This is a genomic window from Haemophilus sp. HN_Hi10, assembly GCF_049821985.1.
Classification (GTDB): Bacteria; Pseudomonadota; Gammaproteobacteria; order Enterobacterales; family Pasteurellaceae; genus Haemophilus; species Haemophilus influenzae_D.
Window position 1 is genome coordinate 1,681,002 of the sequence record NZ_CP187495.1, and the last position, 21,348, is coordinate 1,702,349.

At 35.7% G+C, this 21,348-nt stretch carries 28 protein-coding genes, 1 tRNA gene and 1 pseudogene; 18 read left to right on the top strand and 12 right to left on the bottom strand.

The window, feature by feature from the left end:
• Nucleotides 1–11: 11 nt before the first annotated feature.
• Together ACPT8Q_RS08315 and ACPT8Q_RS08320 are read right to left on the bottom strand one after the other, a co-directional pair.
• Entirely contained in the window at nt 12–953 is a 942-nt protein-coding gene (locus ACPT8Q_RS08315; protein ID WP_011271853.1) for a TIGR03756 family integrating conjugative element protein, read from the bottom strand.
• Complete coding sequence (locus ACPT8Q_RS08320; RefSeq protein ID WP_005687600.1) at nt 950–1,387, bottom strand: TIGR03757 family integrating conjugative element protein; 438 nt, start codon at nt 1,385–1,387, stop codon at nt 950–952. Before ACPT8Q_RS08320 ends, ACPT8Q_RS08315 begins: the two co-directional genes overlap by 4 nt.
• A 380-nt stretch (nt 1,388–1,767) precedes the next feature.
• Between ACPT8Q_RS08320 and ACPT8Q_RS08325 the strand changes: the two genes are divergently transcribed.
• The 10 genes from ACPT8Q_RS08325 (at nt 1,768) to ACPT8Q_RS08370 (ending at nt 6,069) form a co-directional block, all read left to right on the top strand.
• Entirely contained in the window at nt 1,768–2,124 is a 357-nt protein-coding gene (locus tag ACPT8Q_RS08325; protein ID WP_005653504.1) for a hypothetical protein, read from the top strand.
• 84 nt (nt 2,125–2,208) lie between these two features.
• Nucleotides 2,209–2,442, top strand: a complete 234-nt coding sequence (locus tag ACPT8Q_RS08330) for a hypothetical protein (protein ID WP_005653503.1) — start codon at nt 2,209–2,211, stop codon at nt 2,440–2,442.
• 53 nt (nt 2,443–2,495) lie between these two features.
• Nucleotides 2,496–2,693: a hypothetical protein gene (locus ACPT8Q_RS08335; protein WP_015701374.1), complete on the top strand. Its 198-nt coding sequence runs from the start codon at nt 2,496–2,498 to the stop codon at nt 2,691–2,693.
• A 3-nt stretch (nt 2,694–2,696) separates the two neighbouring features.
• Nucleotides 2,697–2,855, top strand: coding sequence for a hypothetical protein (locus tag ACPT8Q_RS08340; RefSeq protein WP_005687605.1), 159 nt, complete (start codon nt 2,697–2,699; stop codon nt 2,853–2,855).
• 130 nt (nt 2,856–2,985) lie between these two features.
• Nucleotides 2,986–3,939 carry an ArdC family protein gene (locus tag ACPT8Q_RS08345; protein ID WP_204705046.1) on the top strand — a complete coding sequence of 318 codons (954 nt, stop codon included), beginning with the start codon at nt 2,986–2,988 and terminating at the stop codon, nt 3,937–3,939.
• Nucleotides 3,940–4,042: 103 nt separating this feature from the next.
• Nucleotides 4,043–4,804, top strand: a complete 762-nt coding sequence (locus ACPT8Q_RS08350) for an N-6 DNA methylase (RefSeq protein ID WP_204705044.1) — start codon at nt 4,043–4,045, stop codon at nt 4,802–4,804.
• On the top strand, nt 4,801–5,070 hold the full coding sequence (locus ACPT8Q_RS08355) for a hypothetical protein (RefSeq protein WP_425627516.1): 270 nt from the start codon (nt 4,801–4,803) through the stop codon (nt 5,068–5,070). The genes ACPT8Q_RS08350 and ACPT8Q_RS08355 overlap by 4 nt, the downstream gene beginning before the upstream one ends.
• Entirely contained in the window at nt 5,067–5,402 is a 336-nt protein-coding gene (locus ACPT8Q_RS08360; RefSeq protein ID WP_000806926.1) for a hypothetical protein, read from the top strand. Before ACPT8Q_RS08355 ends, ACPT8Q_RS08360 begins: the two co-directional genes overlap by 4 nt.
• Before the next feature lie 12 nt (nt 5,403–5,414).
• Nucleotides 5,415–5,783 (top strand): hypothetical protein, encoded by a 369-nt coding sequence (locus ACPT8Q_RS08365; RefSeq protein WP_000567222.1) that lies wholly within the window; start codon nt 5,415–5,417, stop codon nt 5,781–5,783.
• Complete coding sequence (locus ACPT8Q_RS08370; protein ID WP_001072467.1) at nt 5,770–6,069, top strand: DUF5960 family protein; 300 nt, start codon at nt 5,770–5,772, stop codon at nt 6,067–6,069. Before ACPT8Q_RS08365 ends, ACPT8Q_RS08370 begins: the two co-directional genes overlap by 14 nt.
• A 117-nt stretch (nt 6,070–6,186) precedes the next feature.
• Here the strand turns inward: ACPT8Q_RS08370 and msr(D) are convergent, their stop codons facing one another.
• Both msr(D) and mef(A) read right to left on the bottom strand, forming a co-directional pair.
• Complete coding sequence (gene msr(D), locus ACPT8Q_RS08375) at nt 6,187–7,650, bottom strand: ABC-F type ribosomal protection protein Msr(D) (RefSeq protein ID WP_000420313.1); 1,464 nt, start codon at nt 7,648–7,650, stop codon at nt 6,187–6,189.
• A 119-nt stretch (nt 7,651–7,769) separates the two neighbouring features.
• Nucleotides 7,770–8,987 (bottom strand): macrolide efflux MFS transporter Mef(A), encoded by a 1,218-nt coding sequence (mef(A), locus tag ACPT8Q_RS08380; RefSeq protein ID WP_000417519.1) that lies wholly within the window; start codon nt 8,985–8,987, stop codon nt 7,770–7,772.
• 1,077 nt (nt 8,988–10,064) lie between these two features.
• Here mef(A) and ACPT8Q_RS08385 point away from each other — a divergent pair.
• Nucleotides 10,065–10,256 (top strand): cysteine-rich KTR domain-containing protein, encoded by a 192-nt coding sequence (locus tag ACPT8Q_RS08385; protein WP_001860868.1) that lies wholly within the window; start codon nt 10,065–10,067, stop codon nt 10,254–10,256.
• A gap of 59 nt (nt 10,257–10,315) precedes the next feature.
• Here ACPT8Q_RS08385 and ACPT8Q_RS08390 read toward each other — a convergent pair whose 3' ends face one another.
• Complete coding sequence (locus tag ACPT8Q_RS08390; protein ID WP_001227347.1) at nt 10,316–10,669, bottom strand: helix-turn-helix transcriptional regulator; 354 nt, start codon at nt 10,667–10,669, stop codon at nt 10,316–10,318.
• Between the two features lie 503 nt (nt 10,670–11,172).
• Here ACPT8Q_RS08390 and ACPT8Q_RS08395 point away from each other — a divergent pair.
• Together ACPT8Q_RS08395 and ACPT8Q_RS08400 are read left to right on the top strand one after the other, a co-directional pair.
• On the top strand, nt 11,173–11,595 hold the full coding sequence (locus ACPT8Q_RS08395) for a sigma-70 family RNA polymerase sigma factor (protein ID WP_016399599.1): 423 nt from the start codon (nt 11,173–11,175) through the stop codon (nt 11,593–11,595).
• Entirely contained in the window at nt 11,592–11,822 is a 231-nt protein-coding gene (locus tag ACPT8Q_RS08400; protein ID WP_000857133.1) for a helix-turn-helix domain-containing protein, read from the top strand. The genes ACPT8Q_RS08395 and ACPT8Q_RS08400 overlap by 4 nt, the downstream gene beginning before the upstream one ends.
• Nucleotides 11,823–12,083: 261 nt before the next feature.
• Here the strand turns inward: ACPT8Q_RS08400 and ACPT8Q_RS08405 are convergent.
• From ACPT8Q_RS08405 to ACPT8Q_RS08420, 4 genes and pseudogenes are all read right to left on the bottom strand, one after another.
• Nucleotides 12,084–12,266, bottom strand: a pseudogene (locus ACPT8Q_RS08405) (recombinase family protein); the annotation flags it as partial.
• Nucleotides 12,267–12,280: 14 nt separating this feature from the next.
• Nucleotides 12,281–12,472: a hypothetical protein gene (locus ACPT8Q_RS08410; RefSeq protein WP_005653495.1), complete on the bottom strand. Its 192-nt coding sequence runs from the start codon at nt 12,470–12,472 to the stop codon at nt 12,281–12,283.
• A gap of 29 nt (nt 12,473–12,501) precedes the next feature.
• Nucleotides 12,502–12,708, bottom strand: coding sequence for a hypothetical protein (locus ACPT8Q_RS08415; RefSeq protein ID WP_204705025.1), 207 nt, complete (start codon nt 12,706–12,708; stop codon nt 12,502–12,504).
• A 25-nt stretch (nt 12,709–12,733) separates the two neighbouring features.
• Entirely contained in the window at nt 12,734–12,940 is a 207-nt protein-coding gene (locus ACPT8Q_RS08420; RefSeq protein ID WP_204705023.1) for a hypothetical protein, read from the bottom strand.
• Nucleotides 12,941–13,186: 246 nt separating this feature from the next.
• On the opposite strand from ACPT8Q_RS08420, the gene ACPT8Q_RS08425 reads away from it, so the two are divergent.
• Nucleotides 13,187–13,474 carry a hypothetical protein gene (locus tag ACPT8Q_RS08425; protein ID WP_070583400.1) on the top strand — a complete coding sequence of 96 codons (288 nt, stop codon included), beginning with the start codon at nt 13,187–13,189 and terminating at the stop codon, nt 13,472–13,474.
• A 306-nt stretch (nt 13,475–13,780) separates the two neighbouring features.
• A complete protein-coding gene (locus tag ACPT8Q_RS08430; protein ID WP_227411644.1) occupies nt 13,781–14,461 on the top strand; it encodes an ArsR family transcriptional regulator in 681 nt (226 codons plus the stop codon).
• Between the two features lie 276 nt (nt 14,462–14,737).
• Here ACPT8Q_RS08430 and ACPT8Q_RS08435 read toward each other — a convergent pair whose 3' ends face one another.
• Nucleotides 14,738–15,442 carry a phosphoribosyltransferase gene (locus ACPT8Q_RS08435; RefSeq protein ID WP_425627518.1) on the bottom strand — a complete coding sequence of 235 codons (705 nt, stop codon included), beginning with the start codon at nt 15,440–15,442 and terminating at the stop codon, nt 14,738–14,740.
• A 236-nt stretch (nt 15,443–15,678) separates the two neighbouring features.
• Here ACPT8Q_RS08435 and mobH point away from each other — a divergent pair, with 236 nt between their 5' ends.
• The 3 genes from mobH to ACPT8Q_RS08450 all read left to right on the top strand — a co-directional run bounded on the left by mobH (nt 15,679) and on the right by ACPT8Q_RS08450 (nt 18,857).
• A complete protein-coding gene (gene mobH, locus ACPT8Q_RS08440) occupies nt 15,679–17,571 on the top strand; it encodes a MobH family relaxase (RefSeq protein ID WP_070583407.1) in 1,893 nt (630 codons plus the stop codon).
• Nucleotides 17,572–17,632: 61 nt separating this feature from the next.
• Nucleotides 17,633–18,475 (top strand): tyrosine-type recombinase/integrase, encoded by an 843-nt coding sequence (locus ACPT8Q_RS08445; RefSeq protein WP_080358713.1) that lies wholly within the window; start codon nt 17,633–17,635, stop codon nt 18,473–18,475.
• 306 nt (nt 18,476–18,781) lie between these two features.
• A tRNA-Lys gene (locus ACPT8Q_RS08450) sits at nt 18,782–18,857 on the top strand.
• 223 nt (nt 18,858–19,080) lie between these two features.
• Here the strand turns inward: ACPT8Q_RS08450 and thrC are convergent.
• Both thrC and thrB read right to left on the bottom strand, forming a co-directional pair.
• Nucleotides 19,081–20,358 carry a threonine synthase gene (gene thrC / locus ACPT8Q_RS08455; RefSeq protein ID WP_050948531.1) on the bottom strand — a complete coding sequence of 426 codons (1,278 nt, stop codon included), beginning with the start codon at nt 20,356–20,358 and terminating at the stop codon, nt 19,081–19,083.
• Between the two features lie 42 nt (nt 20,359–20,400).
• Nucleotides 20,401–21,345: a homoserine kinase gene (gene thrB, locus ACPT8Q_RS08460; protein ID WP_050948532.1), complete on the bottom strand. Its 945-nt coding sequence runs from the start codon at nt 21,343–21,345 to the stop codon at nt 20,401–20,403.
• Between the last annotated feature and the right edge of the window lie 3 nt (nt 21,346–21,348).

Below are 21,348 nucleotides of genomic sequence, written 5' to 3' on the forward strand. Positions count from 1 at the left end.
CAATTCCTTTATTAATTAGACCAATCAATACTATACAAAAATGTTTGTCCGCGTTTTTTACAGCACTTGTAAGGGCGCCATAATGCCCAGGCATAACTACCATTTTCAGATAGCATACTTGGCGGGTTATCAGGGAAAATAGCACAAGACTGTGAAGTAACCGGGTGAAGCTGTTGCCATTTATGTGTCTTTTCATCCCCTTCTTTCACTGGAGGGGGAAACCACTCACCATTCGATTGATTATCTTTTTTCGCAATCGGTATATATACATGTGGTTGGAAAGTATTTGTCACAACATCCGCTACTCGATGCGCTGTTACAGCTGAAGCTTTATAGTCATGAACTTGTGTTACTGTACCCGCTCGTGGATAAATATTTCCCCAAGTGTCTCCATTTGCTCTAATTTCTCTCATACCTGGAATAAGCGCTTCAGGATAAACCATTTCCGGAACACCAAATCGCCACGCTAAAAAGTCCAAACCACTCAAGTAATAAGGCACAAAAGGCGTTGTCTGACTTTTGCAGTAATACCCTGTACTATTAAGCATTTGACTAATCGCTCCCTGCGGATGACCGATTACATCAACATTTTTAAATGTTGCTTGCGTATAGTCTTTGTGTGGTGATTGATAATCTCCACCTTTTACCCCATTGCTAAGGAAATTCATTTCCACCCAAGGATTTTGAGCCTGATGGTTATAACTTGAAACCACTACCTCGGGAATATAGTGTTTTATTTTCGTAGATGTCCGGATTTTACAGCCGAATTTTGTACAAAATAGCCAAAAACAAGTACCAACGACCTTATAATCTAAACAACTTGTCGAAGCGCTTGATGCCATAATCGATGCAGTGTTTAAAGAAGATTGACCGGACTCCGAAGCTTGTCCTGAAATACTGGTCAACGCAATTGCAATACAAAGCCCGGATAATGTCATTTTTTTCAATTTCATCTTGTCCCCTCTTTTGTAATCTCTCGTTGCCATAAACTTAATGCCTGAGCAATATTGGTTTCACCATATATGACACTATCCTCTTTTCCCGGATATTGAAATAAAACTGCAGGCACCTTCTTGATTCCATTTTGCCAACCACTTATAAGGCCCTGATAAGAACGCTTTAATTGCTCTTCAGACTGTTTCCATTCAGCAGACTGAAAAATCTGAGATGCTTGCTGAGCTGCTACACTAGGATTCGCACTCAATCGCTGACTAATCAAATTTTCCCATTGCTCAACTTGATCAAGTAAATACACCTGGCTTGCAAGCTCTGCGTGAAGAATTGGATAATCTTGTGTTGAATAAACAGTAATTATGGGATTAGGCCCCTGGGCGAACACTGATAGTGGTAACAAACCGAAAAGAAACAGTGATTTTTTTATAGACATAACCATCCCTTACGATGAAATTGGATAGTTGAAACATTAACGAAATGACAGGGGGGAATATATAAAAAATTCTTTTTGATTTTGAGATAAATTCTCCATTTCCAAAAAACAATTTTTAATAGAGATTCGACAGCCTTATTAAGTATGATTGGACTTGATAAGTCGCTGTGCAAACAGCTCTTATAAGTTGCACGATTCTTGAGAAGCAACGCCTTGCCTTAGTGCAAGTAGAATCATAGCCAAAATGTTATCCAGCATTCTGAAAGGATACTCTACGCAATCGTAGGAATGCCACCTTAAAGACCTTCCGAGGGAAAATGATTCCCTTCGGGCATGTCATTTTTCCAAGGAATTTTTTATTTCACATTAGGAGAATGACTATGTCCTCATCCACTCAATTGGAACACTATGATGTTCCATCAAGTAACCCTCTTGAAACTCCAACATTTTCATTTCGTGTGGGAAAACACTTGGGCCGTTTTTTCGTTGCAGCTAAAAACAAAGCAACCGATAAATACAAACAAGTGACATCTGGTATCAATCAAAGCATTGAAGACGAAGAAGCTCGTCGGCTTTGCGAATTACAAATGATGCTAGATAGCCAAGCGGAAGAATATGAGGCAATTATTGATGATGTGCAAAGAACGTGGTTAAAACGAACAACGTTATTTAGCATTTTATTTTTGATTGTCGGTATTGTTGGTACAGTGGGTACTCTTTACTATCTTATGCATTAACATTGCATAAGCTATTCATTTTCAACCCTAAGGGGAATTTTTACCCTTAGAGGTAAAGGTTTCCCTTGCTGTAGGAGAAAACTTATGAAAGTGACATTACATAACAGTTGTTTAGCTTATTTAGCCAAACATAATGACTCAGAATCTCTAATAGAGGAAGTTCGCACTCAAGCATTAAATGCCTGGGAAAATCGAGGAAAAGATGTATCTTCTACTCGTATTATGGTGAATATCCCTAGTCAATACGGACAGAAATATCACTTCTTTACAGTTTCGCCATACGCAAACCGTAAAGATTTGTTAAGTGTAAGGGGGTAAACATGATTAAGCGTTTACTCAAGCTTGTTAGTTCCAATTGGGACAAAAAAACAATGCTGCTGGTTTCTGAAGATTTTCGTAAAATCGGCACTTACATCTTAGGTATTGCGTTTGTCGCAATGTTTGTTCAGAATGACAATATTCCGCTACTTCTTGCCATTATCATTATGATATTTGGCGGAATAGCTTGGTTCTGTGGTGTGTTGTTAGCTAAATATTGCAACAACTTAATGGAGACAGACGGAGCGTAACGTATGAATATTACGTTAAACTGGAATGGGTTCCTCTTTGCAATTGTCTTTGTACTGTTTTTTATGGGAACAGTTGCTTTTATTGGCGTGCGATCATTAAAACGTCAACAAGAGCAAAAAGCACAAAGCAAAAAAACACATTCCATTGGTGTTAATTCATAACTGAATTAATACCTGCAACCTTTACAACAAACCTTGATCATGCCATTGGCGTGTTCAAGGTTTTCTTTTACCCGACTGGGAGCAATTTCCCATTCGGGGGGTTGTTCCCTTTTTTTATTGGAGAACAACCATGAAAAAAAGAACTCAACCTGCCAAAGATTTATATCAACAAATTACAGACCAAATCCTCGAAGCATTAGAGCAAGGTGTGATGCCATGGCAGAAACCTTGGGATAGTGGATGGCCACAAATGGCTATTCCATGCAACGGTGAAAGTGGTCGTCAATACTCCGGGATCAACGTACTTCTGCTTTGGATGAGCGCCATTAGAAAAAACTTTACTCAACGCAAGTGGGTAACTTTTCAAGGAGCAAATCATCTAGGTGGCCAAGTCCGAACAGGTGAGAAAAGTACAGTTATTATTTTCTATAAACAAAATATGTTTGAAGAAAAAGACGATAGCGGAAACATTGTACTTGATGAAAACGGTGATCCGAAAATGAAGTCATCTGTATTTATTCGTGGCCATCACGTGTTTAATATTGAACAGTGTGAAGGCTTAGAAAAATACTATGAAGAATATCCTGAACCGGAAAAATCTTCAGAAATGCAAACTCGTCCGGATTTAGATGTATTACCTAATAAAATGGGTATGCAGCTGTATAACAAGGCACAAGATCGTGCTTGTTATATGCCGAGAAAAGATTGCATTGTGATGCCGGATTTCAAAAAATTCAATACAGCTGACGACTACTATGCAACTCTACTGCATGAATGCGGTCACGCCACCGGGCATAAAGACCGGTTAAATCGTGACGGTGTAGCTAAATTTGATAAATTTGGCTCTGAACAATATGCATTTGAAGAATTAATAGCTGAACTCACAAGCGCCTTTACCTGTGCGCACGTGAATGTTTGCAATAATATTTCACAAAATGCAGCGTATATTGAACATTGGATTAACGCATTAAAAGCCGATAAAAAAGCTATTTTCCGAGCATCTTCTCAAGCACGTGAAGCAACACAATTCTTGTTAAATGCTCTCGAATTAACATCGAATGAAGAGGAAAAATTAGCGGCTTAGCCTCTATTAAACCATTCTAACGTTTTTTTGTTAGAGCTCTCATAAACCACCCTTTGGGGAGTAATCCTCAAAGGGATTGCTCCCGTTATTTTAGGAGTAATCTATGGATTTCGAGAAAAAATTCACTGCACTTTTTAAGTCGATTGCCCCACAATATCGACGTTCTGAAGTGTTTTACGACTTTATTACAATCTTTGCCCTAGAGTTCTATCTTATCCTATATGGTGCACAAGCAGACGAATCGTTGAGACAACGCTATCAGACTGCAGCTGGGCATTATAATGAGGATGAAAAACAAGCTCTCAGTCGCCTTTTCAACATTATTGTTGAAGCTTTGGAGCATAAAACCTATGATTTCCTAGGCTCTGTGTTCATGGCGTTAGATTTAGGTGATCAATATAAAGCTCAATATTTCACACCTAGTCACATTGCACACTTAATGGCAGCAGTAACTCTATCAGATTGTCATAGTTTAATTAAAAAACGTGGCTTTTTGACATTGCAAGAGCCAACTTGTGGATCGGGCGTAATGATTATTGAGGCTTATAATTATTTGCGCGAAGAGGACTTTAACCCTCAGCAACAAATGTGGGCTCAAGCAAGAGATTTGGATTTTACTGCAGCATTAATGTGTTATATACAAATGACACTCTTGCATATACCGGGAGAAGTCATTATTGGTAACACTCTTAAAGATGAGGTGAATTACCATTTATACACACCTGCTCACATAATGGGAAATTGGAACAAAAAATTGGAGAGTGCAGATTCCTATACTGAAGCAGAATATCAAGTTATTAAACCTGAACCAGTAGAAGATCCCCCGCTTGACATTGATTGGGAAAATGAACCTATGTTTCTTTGAAAAAATACACCTCTGGTGCAGTGAGACAAATTGGTGTATCTTATAGTGGCTTCGTAGATGAAAGCTATGCTCTACTATCACTCTTTGATGATGTAGAACAAATTGAAAAAGATAATAGACTTCAGACAGCTATTGATGTTGTCAGAGAACAGTTTGGTTTTTTAGCCATACAAAAAGGAACCGTCCTAACTGAAGGTTCCAGAAATATTGAACGCAGTAAACTTATCGGTGGTCATTCCGCGGGTGGATTGGAGGGATTAAAATGAAACAAGAAAAAAATACAGTACAATTTTCAGAAATCCGTAGCAAAGGATGTAATGATATTGAAATGCTTGAAAGATTTTTACATGGAATCGTTGAAACAGCAACTTCAAAACTTCGTCAGAGAAAACTCAAAACAACTGAAATATCGATACGACTAGTACATGCTAAATCTGAAAACCGATTACCATTGGAATTTACATTTAGCATTAAGCCAACAAGCTCATCTGTGATAATCTATACTGAGGTAATCAATCGCTTTAAAGAATGTTACACAGGTGGGGGAATTCAAGGTTTTACGATTCAATTTGATAAAAATACCCTTGCCTCTGCATAGAAAGGATTTGATATGATTGACCGTTCATATTTACCATTTCAATCAGCAAGAGAGTACCAGGATACAAAGATGCAAAAATGGATGGGCTTTTTCCTATCTGAACATGCATCAGCACTCTCTGATGATACAAACAAAGTAACGTACATGTCTGACTTATCACTAGAGAAGAAATTATTACTCCTCAGTCAAGTATACGCCGGGCAGCTACGCACACGCATTCAAGTGATTGAAAAAAACAAGCGTGTTTCCTACACTGGAACAATACCAAGTCTGACCAAAGATTTCATTTTGATAAAAACTACAACAGGTCACATCAATTTGAAATTAAAAGACATTATTAGTATTGAACTTGTCGAGGAGGTGCTCTATGAATCAGCTTGAGTTTCAGCGTAATCACCTACAAATGGACTATTATAGCGAGAGCTACCAAGATTTTGAACGTGACTTCTACCGCTACTCTAACATGAATATTCCATTGACCTTCCTAACTGATGATATCCTAAAAACAATGGCGACTTCACGTAAGAATTACTTTGTCCTCAATAAGGAAAAGTCCAGAGATAACCGCGATCACTTCTTCATATTTGAAGTAAGTACCGTAGATGAGAATCCGCTAATCTATCATTATACATATAAGAAAACTACAATATATTTAGCAGAAAAATAGGAGCAGTTCAATTGACTGTTCCTATTTTTAATATTCATAAAATCTAAAGTCTTTATACTCTTTAACAATGGAGTCGCCAACCAGAACAGACTATACTGACCAGCGACTACCTTAAATTTAATGTTTCAGATTTATTTTCTTATCTCTAATTTCATAAACTACATCTGCTACATTTTCGAGTAATCGTTTATCGTGGGTGATAAACACGATAGTTCCGGTGTACTCCTTCATTAGTATTTCCAAAGCCTCTAAACTTGGTATGTCAAGGAAGTTACTGGGTTCATCCATTATTAGGATGTTATATCTACCCATGAGCATTTTAGCAAGCAACAATTTTATAATTTCTCCACCGCTTAAAACAGATAAACTTTTTCCAATATCGTTCTGTTTGAACCCCATAGATGCTAGCACTGAACGAATTTCTGATATATTGTAGTCACAATCCTTCTGCATAAACTCCATAACATTCTGATTACTGTTGTACTTGTAACCATTCTGTGCAAAGTAACCTATTTTTGCCTTAGGCGAAATAGAAATTCCTTCTTCATGGTTTAAGATCATTTGGATTAAAGTTGTTTTTCCGATTCCATTACCACCAGTTAACGCCACTTTTGCTCCTAACGGAATTTGAAAAGATGCATTTTCAAACAGAGCCTTATCCCCAAATACTTTATTAATTTCTGCACCGACTATAGGGTATGGATTATGGAGCTCCAATGCTTTACTTTGCCTGAAACGAATTCTGCGAATGCCTTCCGGAGCTTCTACTTTTCCTAAGGCCGCAATCCTGTGCTCTAGGGTTTTAGCAGCATTATACATCTTTTTTTCCTTACTTCCTATTGATTTTTGATGAGCTAAACGCCCTCCGTCTTCAGTACTTTTTTTCTTTGAAGAACCTTTTGCCTTCTGTTCTATTTTACGAGCCTGTTTTCGCTTTTCCTCCGCAGCCCTTTCCAATCGGGCACGTTCCGCAATAAATTGTTCGTATTCTGCAGCTTGGCTCTTACGTTCTTCCTCTTTCTGACGAAGATAATCAGAATAGTTTCCCCAATACTCAGTGATTTTGCCATCTTTCAGTTCCCATATTTTATCTACTATTTCATCAAGAAAATAGCGGTCATGGCTAATAACTAACAGTGCACCTGTAAAATATTTTAGCTGTCCTATTAGAAAATCAATTCCTTCACGGTCTAAATGGCTCGTAGGTTCATCCGCTAAAATACCATGAACCTGTGCCGATAAGGCCTGTGCTATTTTAAGCCTTGTTTCTTCACCACCGCTCATAGTCTGTATATTTAATTGCTCAACACCTAGCTTGCCTACAAGTGCAAAATCTTTTTCCTCCTGCAGAGTTACTTCGTCCAACTGGGGAATATAGGCAAGTTCACCCAGACGATTCATTTTACATCCTGGGGGAGTTAATTCTCCTAAAAGTACCCTGAGTAAAGTGCTTTTTCCAGCACCATTTGCTCCTACTAAACCAATACGGTCATAATCATATACTTCTAATTCATTTATATCTAAAACATCGCGTCCTTTGAATTCCACACGAATGTCTTTTGCTTTTAATATTAATTCCATAACATTTCCTCCTGTCTATAATCGCATGCTTTCATTTGCTTGTATGCAGGGAAAACCCTGCGATTTTAGCAGGAAGAGTTACATGAAAATAAGATACATAAATATTCCTCCAATATTGTTTATTTTAAATCTAATTTTCTAACCTCAGTTATCATTTGGCAAACTATAGCAATGCCAATAATTAAAATACCTGATAGTAAAAACCAATGATTTACACCGATTTTATCAGCAAAGAATCCAGAAAGAATTAACCCAATTGGCATAGCAAGTGACATGATACTTCCGATCAAAGAAAATACACGTCCTAAATATTCAGGCTTAATTTTCTCCTGAAAAAGAGCTGTTTGCACACCGCTATAAAATGGCACCGAAAGCCCCATTATTGCACAGCAAACTACGAATATTACAAATCCATTTGGAGGAAGTATTCCCGAAACGGCTAAACTGGTCCCCATTATAAAAAATGAACTTGTTATTAGTAATACATGCTTTTCGAAGCCCCCTAATCTTCCTAATAATAAGCCTCCTGCTAGCATCCCAAATGCAAAGGAAATTTCCGTAATAGAAATATGCACAGGCGTTCCATTAAAGTGTTCCATGCTTATTAAAGGAAATAGTGCATTGATTGGCATATAAACAAAAGTATATAGTGTTCCTAAGAGTAATAAGGCAAACAATCCTTTGTTTTGTCTCAGAACCACAACTCCTTCTTTCATCTCCCTTATGAAATTTGGTTCTAAACTTTGCACTTGATTACCCAGCTTAGGTATACGTACAATTGCTACCGTAATAGATGCAATCACAGCACCCAATACGTCGATGGCAATAATAGCATTTAAATCCCAAACGGAGTATAAGAGTGCTGCAACTGCCGGACTAACAATATAGCTTATAGACTGCAAAGACTGACTATAGCCTGCGCATTTCGTTAGCTGTTCTTCTGGTACTAAAAGTGGTGTAACCGCATTGAGTGCTGGGGTATGAAAAGCTGTTCCAATGCTACGGATAAACAATACTATCATAATCATCCAGACAGGTAGCTCCATACAGAATGCAACAATAGCAAGCACTGCACCAGCTGCTGCGATAATTAAATCGGCACCAATCATTATCTTCTTCCTATCATGACGATCCACTAGCACACCAATGGCAGGTCCCAAAATCGCATAGGGTAAAAAACCTACTAATGAAGCCATAGACAAGACCATCGCAGATCCTGTTTTTTCTGTAAGGTAAAAAATAATCGCCATTTGCAGGATGGCACTAGTGATTAATGATACTGCTTGCCCTGCCCATATTGCATAAAATTTTCGTTTCCAATTGTTGTATTTTTCCATTTATATTATCTCCTGCATATTATTTTGCTTGAATTTCTATTTTGAATAGCATTCTAGGCAATAAAAAATGCAGGCCAAACCCCACAATGTGGCTTTTGGTCTGCATACATACAATTTGGAAACATTCATATTAAAGACATAGTTAAATAAAGGTATAGTTAAATAACCAATATCCTCACCGTAACTAATGAATGCTCAATATCGTATAAATAAGCACAACAAAAAAGCCTATCATCGGGTATAGATTCTGCTTTTTTTATTGCCAGCTTATCTTAAACGCATTGAGGCTGTCATAGTTTCGGTTCCTCCTACATCTTTGTTTATATCAATTTATAGTATAACACAACAAGATGATATGTTCAATATAAAAGTTATGGAATGAGACTCATACTTCCAATTCGATGCCAGATTTAAAGGATATGACGAAGTTTTCTTCATAGACTGTAACGCTCTGGATTATCTTCCTTAGTAGCAAGCGATTAGCTTTCACAAAATCTTCTGTTTGTAGTTTTAAAAATTCATCAGGATTTTCTAACTCAACCTCAAAATATTTCATTTTACATTCCCTCATTTCATTTATTGATAAATTGAGTTTGCAAAAAAGAGTGGACAATTTTTGTCTACTCTTAACCTTTAAAATAGTTTTTTTTAATCGATTTGAAGTTGCCTAAATTATTACTTATTCGGTAAAATGAAGTATTGCTTTCAACAGATTTCCTTCAACTACACTTCACTTGATTCAAACAAGGTGGGTACATTTCTATTCCCACAAACTCCTTGTCAATGGAAACAAACACGTACCCACAGGGTAAATGGAAATAGAAACTGATAATTTCTAGCTATCACTTCTACTCATTCCAAAAATTTTCTCACTCTGATACTTACCCACCATAAAGCAAAAAGCCTTGCAATCAAGGCTTTCATTATCCCTTTCGTTCAAAGGTTTCTAAGCTTTTACGAGCAGAGCGACACACTCAGCGGTTCGCTATCTCCGTTCTGTCTGCGTGCTAGCACTTGTCAATCACGGACAGCTATCGCATGGGCGGAAGTAAATGCTAATCTTCGTCGTTTTACTCCTTGACTAGCAAACTTACCGCCTCAACATGTCCTGTATGTGGAAATAAAACACGATTAAAGATAAGGGAAGATACTGAATTAAAAAAATTCCCCCTCTATTGTCCGAAATGCAGACAAGAAAATTTAATTGAAATAAAGCAGTTCAAAGTAACTGTGATTACAGAGCCAGACGCAAAGACGCAGAGCCGATAAAATGAGATTAATACAATCTCATTTTATCGGCTCTTTCCGTTATGTATGGATTCTTTTAATTAGTCTTCGATGTTTCTTGCTTCGTTGATACCGCTGGCTAAAGATTCCATTAAGGATAGTTCTTTGTCTGTAAAGCTATCCATGTATTTCTCTATCTGTAATCGTCGGGTGCTTTTTACCAAGTTATTAGCAGGTAAGAAAAATTCATCAACGGAAACATGAAGTAACGATACAAGGTCATAAAGAACTTGTATGCTGGGGTGTTGCCCTTTATTTTCAATATTAGTTAAGTACCGTGGGTCAATTTCAATCAATGCTCCCACTTGTTCACGAGTTAAACCTCGTTTCAATCGAGCTTCTTTAATGGCTAAACCAAAGGCTCTAAAATCATATTTATCTTCTTTTTTACGCATAGTAGACCACCTCTATACATTTTATTGTTCCTACTGAATTAAAAACAGGTATAGAAAAACGTGTTATATGGTTTATAGGTTTATATTTAATAAAAAGCACTACTAAACGCCAATAAAAAAACCGTTATATGGTAGTGCTATTTACGCTGTTAAAATATTGTATATTACTTCCAAATGGCGGTTTGTTGGAGGTCAACGTCGCCATGAAGTACATCATATACAATAAATTTCCTTACATTGGGTTCTTGTCAAAAAAAGTCGTCTATCTGCAATAGATAAGTACGTCCACCAATGTGGTTTTATAAATCATATAGATAGAATAACAGAAGCATGTAAACAGAGAAATAAATCTGTTTATATGCTTTTTTGGCTATTCAGAACTTTTTTACAAAGTTTATTTATCAGTAATGCAACAAATCCCCCTTTCACATTGGGACTAAGAGTGAAAGGAGATAAACGAGCAAGGCTCACTTCCTTTCCTAGACAGAAAGGGGGTGAGAAACATGAAACCATCTTCTTTTCAGACCACAATAGAAAATCAGTTTGACTATATCTGTAAACGTGCTATGGAAGACGAGCGAAAGAATTATATGCTTTATCTTTCAAGGATTGCAAAGCGTGAGGTGTCCTTTTCGGATGTTGGCGATTATCTTGTTAGCCAGTTTGCGACAACAGATAACTATTCAACTGACTTTCAGATTTTTACACTCAATGGGTTATCAGTAGGCGTTGAAAATGATTTGTTGAGTGAAGCATTACGTGAGTTGCCAGACAAGAAACGTGAAATTCTACTGCTGTTTTACTTTATGGACATGAGCGATTCAGAAATTACAGACCTGTTGAAATTGAACCGTTCTACTGTCTATCGGCATAGAACCAGTGGACTAGCCTTAATTAAAAAGTTTATGGAGGAATTTGAAGAATGAAAACACAATATCCTATGATTCCCTTTCCTCTCATTGTAAAGGCAACAGATGGCGATACCGAAGCGATTAACCAGATTCTACATCATTACAGAGGGTACATAACGAAGCGTTCCCTACGACTTATGAAAGATGAATATGGCAATCAAAGTATGGTCGTTGATGAAGTCTTACGTGGAAGAATGGAAACCAGACTGATTACAAAGATTTTGTCATTTGAAATTAAGTAATATCCTCTCTCCTTTCGTGGAAGCGTGCTAAACCATTCCACGCTTCCCGAACAGGGAGGTTTGTTATTCCACCAAAGCATATTGAGCTTTCAATGTGTTTTGATAGGCTAACGAGCCATTGTTCTTTGAAAACTGAATAAAAGTAATCGAATACGTTTCGATAAGAAAAGAGCCAACGGAACTAACCGCCATGACCTATCTTATAAAGATAGCGAGCGATTCATGTTAGTGATCCGAGAAGCAATCTTTAGCAGGATTGCCTGCAACGACATCACCCTCTCGAACATAATCCAGTAGTTCATCCAATTGTGCTTTATTTTTCTCAGCTTTACCGGAATGTTTACCTGAAAAAATTTTTTTACAGCCGTATTCTTTTAATGCTTGAATCTGTTCACTCAAATCCTGCTGTTGAGTTGATACTCGAGCGAATCCTATTAATGCCATCTTTTCTCTTAAAATTATTTAAAAATGTTATTAAATGACTGTTGGTTATTTCTTTTAGCTAAATTTATACCAGCTTTTAATCCCTCTCTAAATGGAGTGCTTCCAAGCGGTGTCAATGGTTGAATAGGTGCTAAAGGTAGCAATGCGGATGCTCCCATAATCATTCTATAACCTTCTTCAAAGCCTTTTTGATAATCATAGTCCATAATTAACTCCTTATTTCTTTGTTTAATACCTATTGAGTGATTTTTTGGATTATTGGATTTTCTGATATTTGACTACTAAAATAATGATAAGAGATCATCAATACTCCAAAGAGTAGAAAGAACCAAAAGAAAGAAAAAATAACCTTGATTTTTTCTTTTCCATCTTTCCCTTTTAGTCCTGACGTTAAATTTATAACCATTAAAAAAAATAATGCTCCTATTAAAGCATAATTCATAAATCGCCTCCTATGTGTGCAAAACTTAAAGCTTTCTTAATTTATCTTTTACATCGTCTAGATTCATTCTTTTTTGGATTTGTTCATATCTTCCTATATTTTTCTTGTTTTTTAGTTTTTTTCCAATAAAACGAAATAAAATAAAACAAAACATAATACAAAAAACAAGAGCGATATTGACAAATGAAAACTCCATAAGGGTATTTTTTGCCTCTTCAAAAGCCGCATCCATTTTTTACTCCTTGCTCAAAATTCAATACTTTTTAGACTACCTAATATTGCCAGTCTAAAATCTTACCCTTCTCTAGTTTTTAGACCGTCTAAAAACCAAAATCAAAGTTTCTAGACAAATAATATAGATTTAGCCCTGTATCATCATTGATAATTTATTTTTATCTTCAGGAGAGTTTCTAAATAAAGCTACTTAGTATTGGATAGGATGTTTAGAATTAGTCATTTTTAAAATACTGACCCAACTATGAAACGCCATCTACTCTATATCACGTGTATTATTGCAACTCAAAGTCTTGAATCTATAGCTAATATAAGAGACCCTCACGAAGGAGGGATTTGTCACGTTGAAGCAGAATACTTTTATCCAGGAGTATGGGAAAAATATGGCGAAAAGGAGTTGATTTGTAACTACTGGAAATTTTTAGGTGATGAAGACCGAAGAACATTAGAATCAGAATTAAACGAAGATACAACTGAATCAGAGAATGAATATAGCGATTATGATAGCCTGGATGAAATGTATAGTGAATAAATCTATCCATTATGAACTAATTAGTTTAAAATAAAGACTGATTTTTAATAAGTAACAATTTGATTTTATTACGTTTCTATGGGGATTTTATAAAAACTATATCTAGATATTAGGGTCGTATAAAGATAAATATACCGTATAAAAATTTATATAGGAGTTTATCAATATGCAAATACAGAGATTTTTATCATTAATCATGACCGTTTTATCAAACTTCAATTTAGATCATTTATCTACCTTTGTAACTGAATTAACCGATCTTTCAATTGGTATTGGATTTATGTTCTTATGTATGAGTCTATTTTTATGGGTGTACAAAAAAAAATGAAATATTGGTCCAAAATGCCGAGTAGATGGGTTATTGACGGTGGTCTAAAAAAATTTAGATACTCATCTAATAACCAAAATCAAATGAATGCAGCAAACATTGCTGCATTAATGATATTTTTAATTATCGTAAGTAAGGCACAAAAAGATGAATTTAATGATGAGTTGATAACAAATTTTACTTATAAAGAATTTTCAGAGAGTCTAGGTATTAGTAGGCAATCTATAAGCATGGGGTTAAAAGTATTGGAATCCAATAATATTATTTCAATTAAGAGAATTGGAAGAACAAACCAATATATAGTGAATCAAAATGAAGATAAAACGTGGTGTAAAGTCCCAATTCATGAGCTAGAAGGCATATTTTGTAGAAGCTTCTCGTTGCGTTCACAAATTGAATTGTATGCACTAAAATTATTCATTTATTTTTCTGCAATAAGAGATAAAAAGTTTAAGTATTCAATGGCATCTTATCTCAAGATAACTGAAAAAACAGGAATTCCAAAAGGGTTTATAAAAAAGACATTATCATTCATGCTGGTAAATGAATTACTCAGCAGAGTTGATAGAGGATACGATAAGGTTAATGGAGAGAAGGTTAATTTACCTAACCAATATTACCTAAAAGATTATAATGAACTGGTATATCCTAATAGATAAAATGATGGGGAGCCAAGCTCCCCATTGTTTCATTATTTTTCTAGCCGCTGCCTAGAACTCCTTCTACTTGCTCATTATAAGCTGGCCGAAGTTGCACTCTGCGGGTCCCTGCTATGTTTTATGACCGAGGGGACATTTACCCTGTCAATCTAATCTCTTAGATGTGCTTAATGTTAAGTATTTACTAATTAAATGTCAATCTAATTTTAACTCTTATGATTAATTCTTATGATTAATTCTTATGATTAATGACAATAGCTAATCGTTACTTAAAACTCATTTAATCGGTGCAAATAATGTAACTGCTGAGATCATTTCAACTTGTTTGCAATATTGTCTAATCACTGCTGCCGCGCTTTCAAATGTTGTTCCTGAAGAAGATATATCGTCAACGAGTAATACATGTTTAGCATCAGCTGGTAATTTTACATGATCACCACAAAAAATATGTAAGTAGCATCTATTCTTCGGAGCTATGTCTTTTATTGATAATCCCCCTTCGCTTCTCTTTAATGCAGTAATTAAGGACTGTTTTTTATCCGGGGGAATTGTGTTATCACTTATAACATCCTCAATCAATGTTTTAGGCGTTTTTTTCCTGAGAAAATTATCAATAATATTTATGTTAAATTTTTGCTGTAATAAACGAGCTAAATTACGCCCAATACTATGTTTAGATGGCATGAGTATGATCACATCAAATGGTTGTTCGATATGTTCTTCAAATGGATATTCATCAATCAGTTTTTTAGCGTATTCATATACAGCATAGATAGTTTCAATATCTGTTGTTAACCCTTCAGCTCCTTTCATGGCATACAACATAGGGCAATTATCACCGATAGGTCTGCATTTCCCTCTTCGTTCTTTATAACGCCTAATTATAGAGTATATAGTTATTTCTCCATTATGTTTTAATATTGTTTCTTTGCTAGGGTAAGAAGCTATAACAACCTGGTTATCTTTAATTTCAAACTTCATATTTTTCTTCTTTTTTTGTAATTGTTATTATTGTAGCAAAAAAAACAAAAGGTTAAAGGAATCCCTAACGGGATTAAGGGTAATGTAATAAAGGTAACCTTTCCAAGGGAAAGGTCCTACCTGAAAAGGCCAAAAGGCTTTCAAAATGGCTGTAATATTTATCTCCGATTTAGAATTATTTATTTATTGAGATCGATGCATAAATCAATATTCTTTTACAAAAAAGGTTCTGAGTTATGCTTTCATCTATTTTTCATAAAATCAGAGGGAAAAAACAAGATTCCCTTAATATCACATCCTCTCTAAAAAATCTTAATTTATCAACATTCAAAGTGGATGATGAGGGATGGATAACCCCCTTTACTGCGTCAGAATTACTCAATTCTGAATTACGCCAGAAATATTTAAACTTACTTTGGCAACAAGTATCAATGACGCAAGATATGTTTAATGAACTCTACAAAAAACCGATCGAGCGCTATGCTGAAATGGTTCAATTATTACCTGCCTCAGAATCACATCATCACTCACATTTAGGTGGTATGCTTGATCATGGCCTAGAAGTTCTTTCATTTTCAGCTAAATTACGACAAAGTTATGTATTGCCACAAAATGCTGCTCCGGAAGAACAATCTAAGCAACGTGATGCTTGGACTGCTGCTGTTATTTATGCTGCATTGGTTCATGACATTGGTAAAGTTATTGTTGATATAGAGATACAATTAAAAGATGGTTCTCGTTGGTTCCCTTGGTTGGGGGTTCCGACTCAACCTTATAAATTCAAATACATTAAAGGGCGAGATTATGATCTGCATCCTGTTATGGGAAGTTTCCTTGCAAACTATTTAATACCAAAAGAAGCGTTTGCATGGTTAGCTGAATACCCGGAAGCTTTTTCATCACTAATGTATGCGATGGCTGATCATAAAGACAAATCAGGTTTACTATCTGAAATAGTACAAAAAGCAGACCAAAACAGTGTAACGCTTGCTTTAGGTGGTGATGTATCAAAATTAACTCAAAAACCTATAACTTCATTTGCGAAGCAACTGGTTATGGCTTTACGTCATTTACTGCAACATAAATTTAAAATTAACACCCCTAAAGGTCCTTCAGATGGTTGGCTTACAGAGGATGCTCTATGGTTAATGAGCAAACCTACTGCAGACCAAATACGAGCTTATTTACTGGAGCAAGGTATCACCGCCCCTTCTGACAATCCTAAATTATTTAGTGAAATGCAATCATTAGGTATTATTGAAAGTACAAATGACGGTACGGCAATTTGGCATTGTCGAATTAAAGCTGATTCAGGCTGGTGCCCACCTAAAGCATTTTCTTTACTCAGAATTAAACCGGAAGTAGCTTGGGAAAATCTTAATGACAGACCGGGTACATTTTTAGGTCGAGTCAATATTGAAAATGAAGAACAATTAAGTTCAAGTGAAGATATTAAAGAAGAAAACTCAATAATTACAGAATCTGAAGTACAACTTCCCGTAATAACTGATACAGTGAATAAACCTGCTTTATCTGAAAATATCCCCTCTCAAAATACTCAAAATTTTGAAACTAAGACGGATATGACTGATTTGGTAATGAATTTATTTTCACCTGTAGAAGAACCTCAAGACTCTACTGATAAAAAACCATCTCAAGAAAGCGAAATAAATAAAATCGCCTCAACCCCATCTATAACAGTGGGTGATGATACAAAGGAAACTGAGGCTGTCTCAGGAGAGATTTTTGTTGAATGGCTAAAATCCGGAATTATCGGTAATACCCTAACTATTAATAATTCAAATGCTAAATTACATATAGTCAAAGGCAAACTTTTCCTTGTAACACCTGGAATCTTTCAGCTATTTTTCAATAGTAAGGGCATTACCAACTTTACTAAAAAAGATATCGAAAATTTGCAATATAGTTTCCAAGATCTTAAATTACACAAGAAATACCGTCAATCAAACAATGATAGTATTAATTTTTGGCGCTGTAAGGTTATTGGCCCAAGAAAAACCTCTCAATTGATTGGGTATTTGATTGATAAAACTGACTATTTTTTCGGTAATAGAATTCCAATTGATAATTTGCATTTATCACTTATTGAGGAAAATGAAAGTGAATAGAACCACATTTGATATGTTACTTAGTAATTTTTTTTTATACCGTCATTTACGTATAGATACTATTAAAAGCTATGAAAAAGCAATTAGACAATTACAGAAAAATTGTAGTATTCAATATCCTGATGAAATATCAGACTCATTAATACTCCAATGGAGAAAGAGAGTTGTTGGACAATCTATCATTGAAGTGACGTGGAACAGCTATATTCGTCAGCTAAAGACTATTTTCAAATTTGGAATTGAAAAACAACTCCTCCCATTTACAAAGAACCCTTTCGATGGTTTGTTCATTAGAGAAGGAAAGAAGAAAAGGAAAGTATATACTTCTTCAGATTTAAAAAAACTTAGCTTTGGAATCACTGAATCAAAGCATCTTCCTCCTATTCTTCGCCCATTATGGTTTACTAAAACCATAATTATGACTTTCCGCTATACGGCAATTCGACGCTCTCAGTTAAATAAATTAAGAATTAAAGATGTAGATTTGCTGAATCAAGTTATTCATATTCCATCTGAGATAAATAAAAATCACGAGTATCATATACTTCCAATATCAACGACACTTTATCCTTATCTAAAGAAATTATTAACTGAACTAAGTAAACTGAATCAGCCTGTAGAATCTCAACTATTTAACATTAATTTATTTTCAAATGCTGTTAAACGAAAGGGAGAGAAAATGACCAATAACCAGGTGAGCTATATCTTCAAAGTTATTTCAAAATATACGGGAATTATCAGCTCCCCTCACAGATTTAGGCATACAGCAGCAACAAATCTAATGAAAAAACCTGAAAACCTATATATAGCCAAACAATTACTAGGACATAAAGATGTCAAAGTTACATTGAGTTATATTGAAGATAATATTGATTCAATAAGAGAATATACAGAATTGCTTTAGATAGGTATGCAAGGAGCATCTAAGGGTGTTCCTTGCAAAAATATTTTTAAAATTAGTACATTCAGGCTTTACAAACTAGTATTTTTGTGTAAGATCTAACCTATCCACAGAGCGTTAGTGGGTAGATCATGGTGTATTGGCTAGGTACACGGAATTGGTCTAAACAAATAGTTTTCAAACTTAAATGATGTACACAAGGGATTTAAAATCCCTCGCCTTTCGAGGCGTGCCAGTTCAAGTCTGGCTTCGGGCACCATTTAAACACCAATCCAAAGATTTTAAAATTTACTTTAAAATCATCTAATTGGGTCGTTAGCTCAGTCGGTAGAGCAGCGGACTTTTAATCCGTTGGTCGAAGGTTCGAATCCTTCACGACCCACCACTTATTAAAATAAAGCAAGCAGCGAAACGTCTTTTTTTATCGCCTAAATTTAATACTACTTTTTCAAATCACTGTCTTATTGATAAATAGCTATTCTTTCTATTAATATAAAACTAATTAGTTAGTACATCCTTATTTTTTATCTTAATACCCTATTTTCTAAAAATAAAATAGCACCTGAAAATCAGATGCTATCCAAAACACAATAAAAATTTACCGCACTTTATGACTTCAATAAGTAAGCCCGTAGTTGTGCAAAATCATTATCCATTTCATCAGAAAGCAATGGTAGCTGATTATGTTTATCCAGTGCTTCAGGTAATGAAAGCTGAATACCAAGAATACGTTCTACGGATTCTTTAAATTTCGCTGGATGTGCTGTACATAGGAAGATTCCTGTTTCACCCGCTTTAAGTTGATCTTTCAGCACTTGGTAAGCTATCGCACCGTGAGGTTCACATAAATAACCTTTCGCCTGCATCGCTTTTAAGGTATCTTCTGTTTCACTATCACTTAGCATACCCGAACCTAAATCAGTTAAATTCCAATCATTTCGTTTACACAATTCTTCCACTCTCGGCCAATTATTTGGGCGACTGACATCCATTGCATTAGAAAGAGTTGCAACTGTCGTTTTAGGCTCCCAATTACCCGATTTTAAATAACGTGGCACTGTATCATTTGCATTTGTTGAGGCAATAAAGCGTTTTATCGGCAAGCCTAAGGTTTTTGCAATTAACCCTGCAGTTAAGTTACCAAAATTACCACTTGGCACAGAAACCACAACATTATCACGTTTTTCTTTTGGCAATTGTGCGACAGCCTCAAAGTAATAACAAACTTGAGCTAATAAACGGCTAATATTAATAGAATTTGCAGAGTTAAGTCCGATAGCTTGGCGTAATTCAACATCATCAAAGGCTTGCTTAATTAAAGCCTGACACGCATCGAAATCAGCGTTAATAGCAACAGTACGAATATTCCCACCTAAAGTACAGAATAGCTTTTCTTGTAATGGGCTGATTTTGCCTTTTGGATAAAGGATAACTACATTAATATTTTCTAATCCATAAAACGCATGTGCTACAGCGGCTCCAGTATCGCCAGAGGTTGCCGTTAAAATAGTGATTTTGCCATCGCCACGTACTGCAGCAAGTGCTTGTGCCATAAAACGACCACCAAAGTCTTTAAATGCTAATGTGGGACCATGAAATAATTCAAGCGCATAAATATTATCTTCAACTTTTTCTAACGGTGCAGTGAAAGTGAATGCATTTTTCACCATCTCATCTAAAGTTGCTTTCGGCAATTCTTCACCGATTAATGCACCAAGAATTTTTTGGCTACGCTCAACAAGAGGTAATTCAAGTAATTCATCAATGTTATTAAGTTGCGGAATAACTTCTGGAAAGAATAAACCTTGATCCCGCCCAAGACCTTGACGAACAGCCTGAGAAAAAGTGACTTGTTCTTCTGGGTGTTTGATATTGTATAAATTCATATTTAATCCGTTTTTAATCTGATTTCATCTATTTAAATTAACTTATTTAATTTCTCTTGTGCCTTCGTTATCGACCTTACATACATGCACAAAACCTTCATTATTTTGTAAATAATGATTCTCTAAATAAGTTGAAAGTTTAATTGCAGTTTGTAAATCAGGGGCAATAGAGAAAATTGTTGGTCCAGAACCTGAAATACCTGTGGCAAGTGCGCCTAAGTCTCGCGTAGCTTGTTTTACTTCAGCAAAATTAGGTAACAGAGATTCACGATAAGGCTCGGCAATGACATCTTTCATCATAATCGCCGCAAGGTTTTCCTGATGGGTATGGCAAGCATGCACAAAGCCACCTAAATGACGACCATGGGCAATCACGTCTTGTCGAGTATAGCTTTTCGGTAAAATTGCACGAGCTTCGGCAGTAGAAACTTCAATTCCTGGATACGCCAACACCCAATACCAATTATCAAAAAATGGCAGTTTTTGACAAATATTGCCAAGCGATTGCACCATAAATTGCACACCGCCAAGATAGCAAGGTGCGACGTTATCATAATGGATTGAACCAGAAATACGACCTTCCAATTCTCCCATCATTTCAAGCAATTCCATTTTCGAAAAAGGTTCATTATGAAACTGATTTAATGCCACTAATGCAGCAACAATAGAACAAGCACTAGAGCCTAAACCAGAGCCAATAGGCATATTTTTTTCCAGCGTTAAACGCAAAGGTTTTACATTTGCTCCGCATAATTTTAATTGCTCAGTAAATAGCACATAAGCTTGGTAAACAATATTTTTTTGCGGTTCTTTCGGTAATTTACGAACAAAATAGCCCGCACTTTCTAACTCAAAACCACTTGAAATAGATTCTATTTGAACCACATCGCCTAACAAAGAACCATCAATTGGAGAGATCGCAGCACCTAAAGTATCGAATCCTACACTAATATTTGCGCTAGATGCTGGAGCATAAATTCTTAACATCTG

Bases quoted from the DNA above. Each gene is read 5' to 3' on its own strand.
- ACPT8Q_RS08415 (WP_204705025.1), bottom strand. From the start codon at position 12,708: ATGAATTATGCTTTAATAGGAGCATTATTTTTTTTAATGGTTATAAAT.
- ACPT8Q_RS08425 (WP_070583400.1), top strand. From the start codon at position 13,187: ATGAAACGCCATCTACTCTATATCACGTGTATTATTGCAACTCAAAGT.
- ACPT8Q_RS08320 (WP_005687600.1), bottom strand. From the start codon at position 1,387: ATGTCTATAAAAAAATCACTGTTTCTTTTCGGTTTGTTACCACTATCA.
- ACPT8Q_RS08340 (WP_005687605.1), top strand. From the start codon at position 2,697: ATGAATATTACGTTAAACTGGAATGGGTTCCTCTTTGCAATTGTCTTT.
- ACPT8Q_RS08435 (WP_425627518.1), bottom strand. From the start codon at position 15,442: ATGAAGTTTGAAATTAAAGATAACCAGGTTGTTATAGCTTCTTACCCT.
- ACPT8Q_RS08345 (WP_204705046.1), top strand. From the start codon at position 2,986: ATGAAAAAAAGAACTCAACCTGCCAAAGATTTATATCAACAAATTACA.
- ACPT8Q_RS08325 (WP_005653504.1), top strand. From the start codon at position 1,768: ATGTCCTCATCCACTCAATTGGAACACTATGATGTTCCATCAAGTAAC.
- thrC (WP_050948531.1), bottom strand. From the start codon at position 20,358: ATGAATTTATACAATATCAAACACCCAGAAGAACAAGTCACTTTTTCT.
- ACPT8Q_RS08410 (WP_005653495.1), bottom strand. From the start codon at position 12,472: ATGGACTATGATTATCAAAAAGGCTTTGAAGAAGGTTATAGAATGATT.
- ACPT8Q_RS08400 (WP_000857133.1), top strand. From the start codon at position 11,592: ATGAAAACACAATATCCTATGATTCCCTTTCCTCTCATTGTAAAGGCA.
- mobH (WP_070583407.1), top strand. From the start codon at position 15,679: ATGCTTTCATCTATTTTTCATAAAATCAGAGGGAAAAAACAAGATTCC.
- ACPT8Q_RS08350 (WP_204705044.1), top strand. From the start codon at position 4,043: ATGGATTTCGAGAAAAAATTCACTGCACTTTTTAAGTCGATTGCCCCA.
- ACPT8Q_RS08420 (WP_204705023.1), bottom strand. From the start codon at position 12,940: ATGGATGCGGCTTTTGAAGAGGCAAAAAATACCCTTATGGAGTTTTCA.
- ACPT8Q_RS08360 (WP_000806926.1), top strand. From the start codon at position 5,067: ATGAAACAAGAAAAAAATACAGTACAATTTTCAGAAATCCGTAGCAAA.
- ACPT8Q_RS08370 (WP_001072467.1), top strand. From the start codon at position 5,770: ATGAATCAGCTTGAGTTTCAGCGTAATCACCTACAAATGGACTATTAT.
- ACPT8Q_RS08365 (WP_000567222.1), top strand. From the start codon at position 5,415: ATGATTGACCGTTCATATTTACCATTTCAATCAGCAAGAGAGTACCAG.
- ACPT8Q_RS08335 (WP_015701374.1), top strand. From the start codon at position 2,496: ATGCTGCTGGTTTCTGAAGATTTTCGTAAAATCGGCACTTACATCTTA.
- ACPT8Q_RS08390 (WP_001227347.1), bottom strand. From the start codon at position 10,669: ATGCGTAAAAAAGAAGATAAATATGATTTTAGAGCCTTTGGTTTAGCC.
- ACPT8Q_RS08430 (WP_227411644.1), top strand. From the start codon at position 13,781: ATGGGTGTACAAAAAAAAATGAAATATTGGTCCAAAATGCCGAGTAGA.
- ACPT8Q_RS08330 (WP_005653503.1), top strand. From the start codon at position 2,209: ATGAAAGTGACATTACATAACAGTTGTTTAGCTTATTTAGCCAAACAT.
- thrB (WP_050948532.1), bottom strand. From the start codon at position 21,345: ATGTTAAGAATTTATGCTCCAGCATCTAGCGCAAATATTAGTGTAGGA.
- ACPT8Q_RS08395 (WP_016399599.1), top strand. From the start codon at position 11,173: ATGAAACCATCTTCTTTTCAGACCACAATAGAAAATCAGTTTGACTAT.
- ACPT8Q_RS08315 (WP_011271853.1), bottom strand. From the start codon at position 953: ATGAAATTGAAAAAAATGACATTATCCGGGCTTTGTATTGCAATTGCG.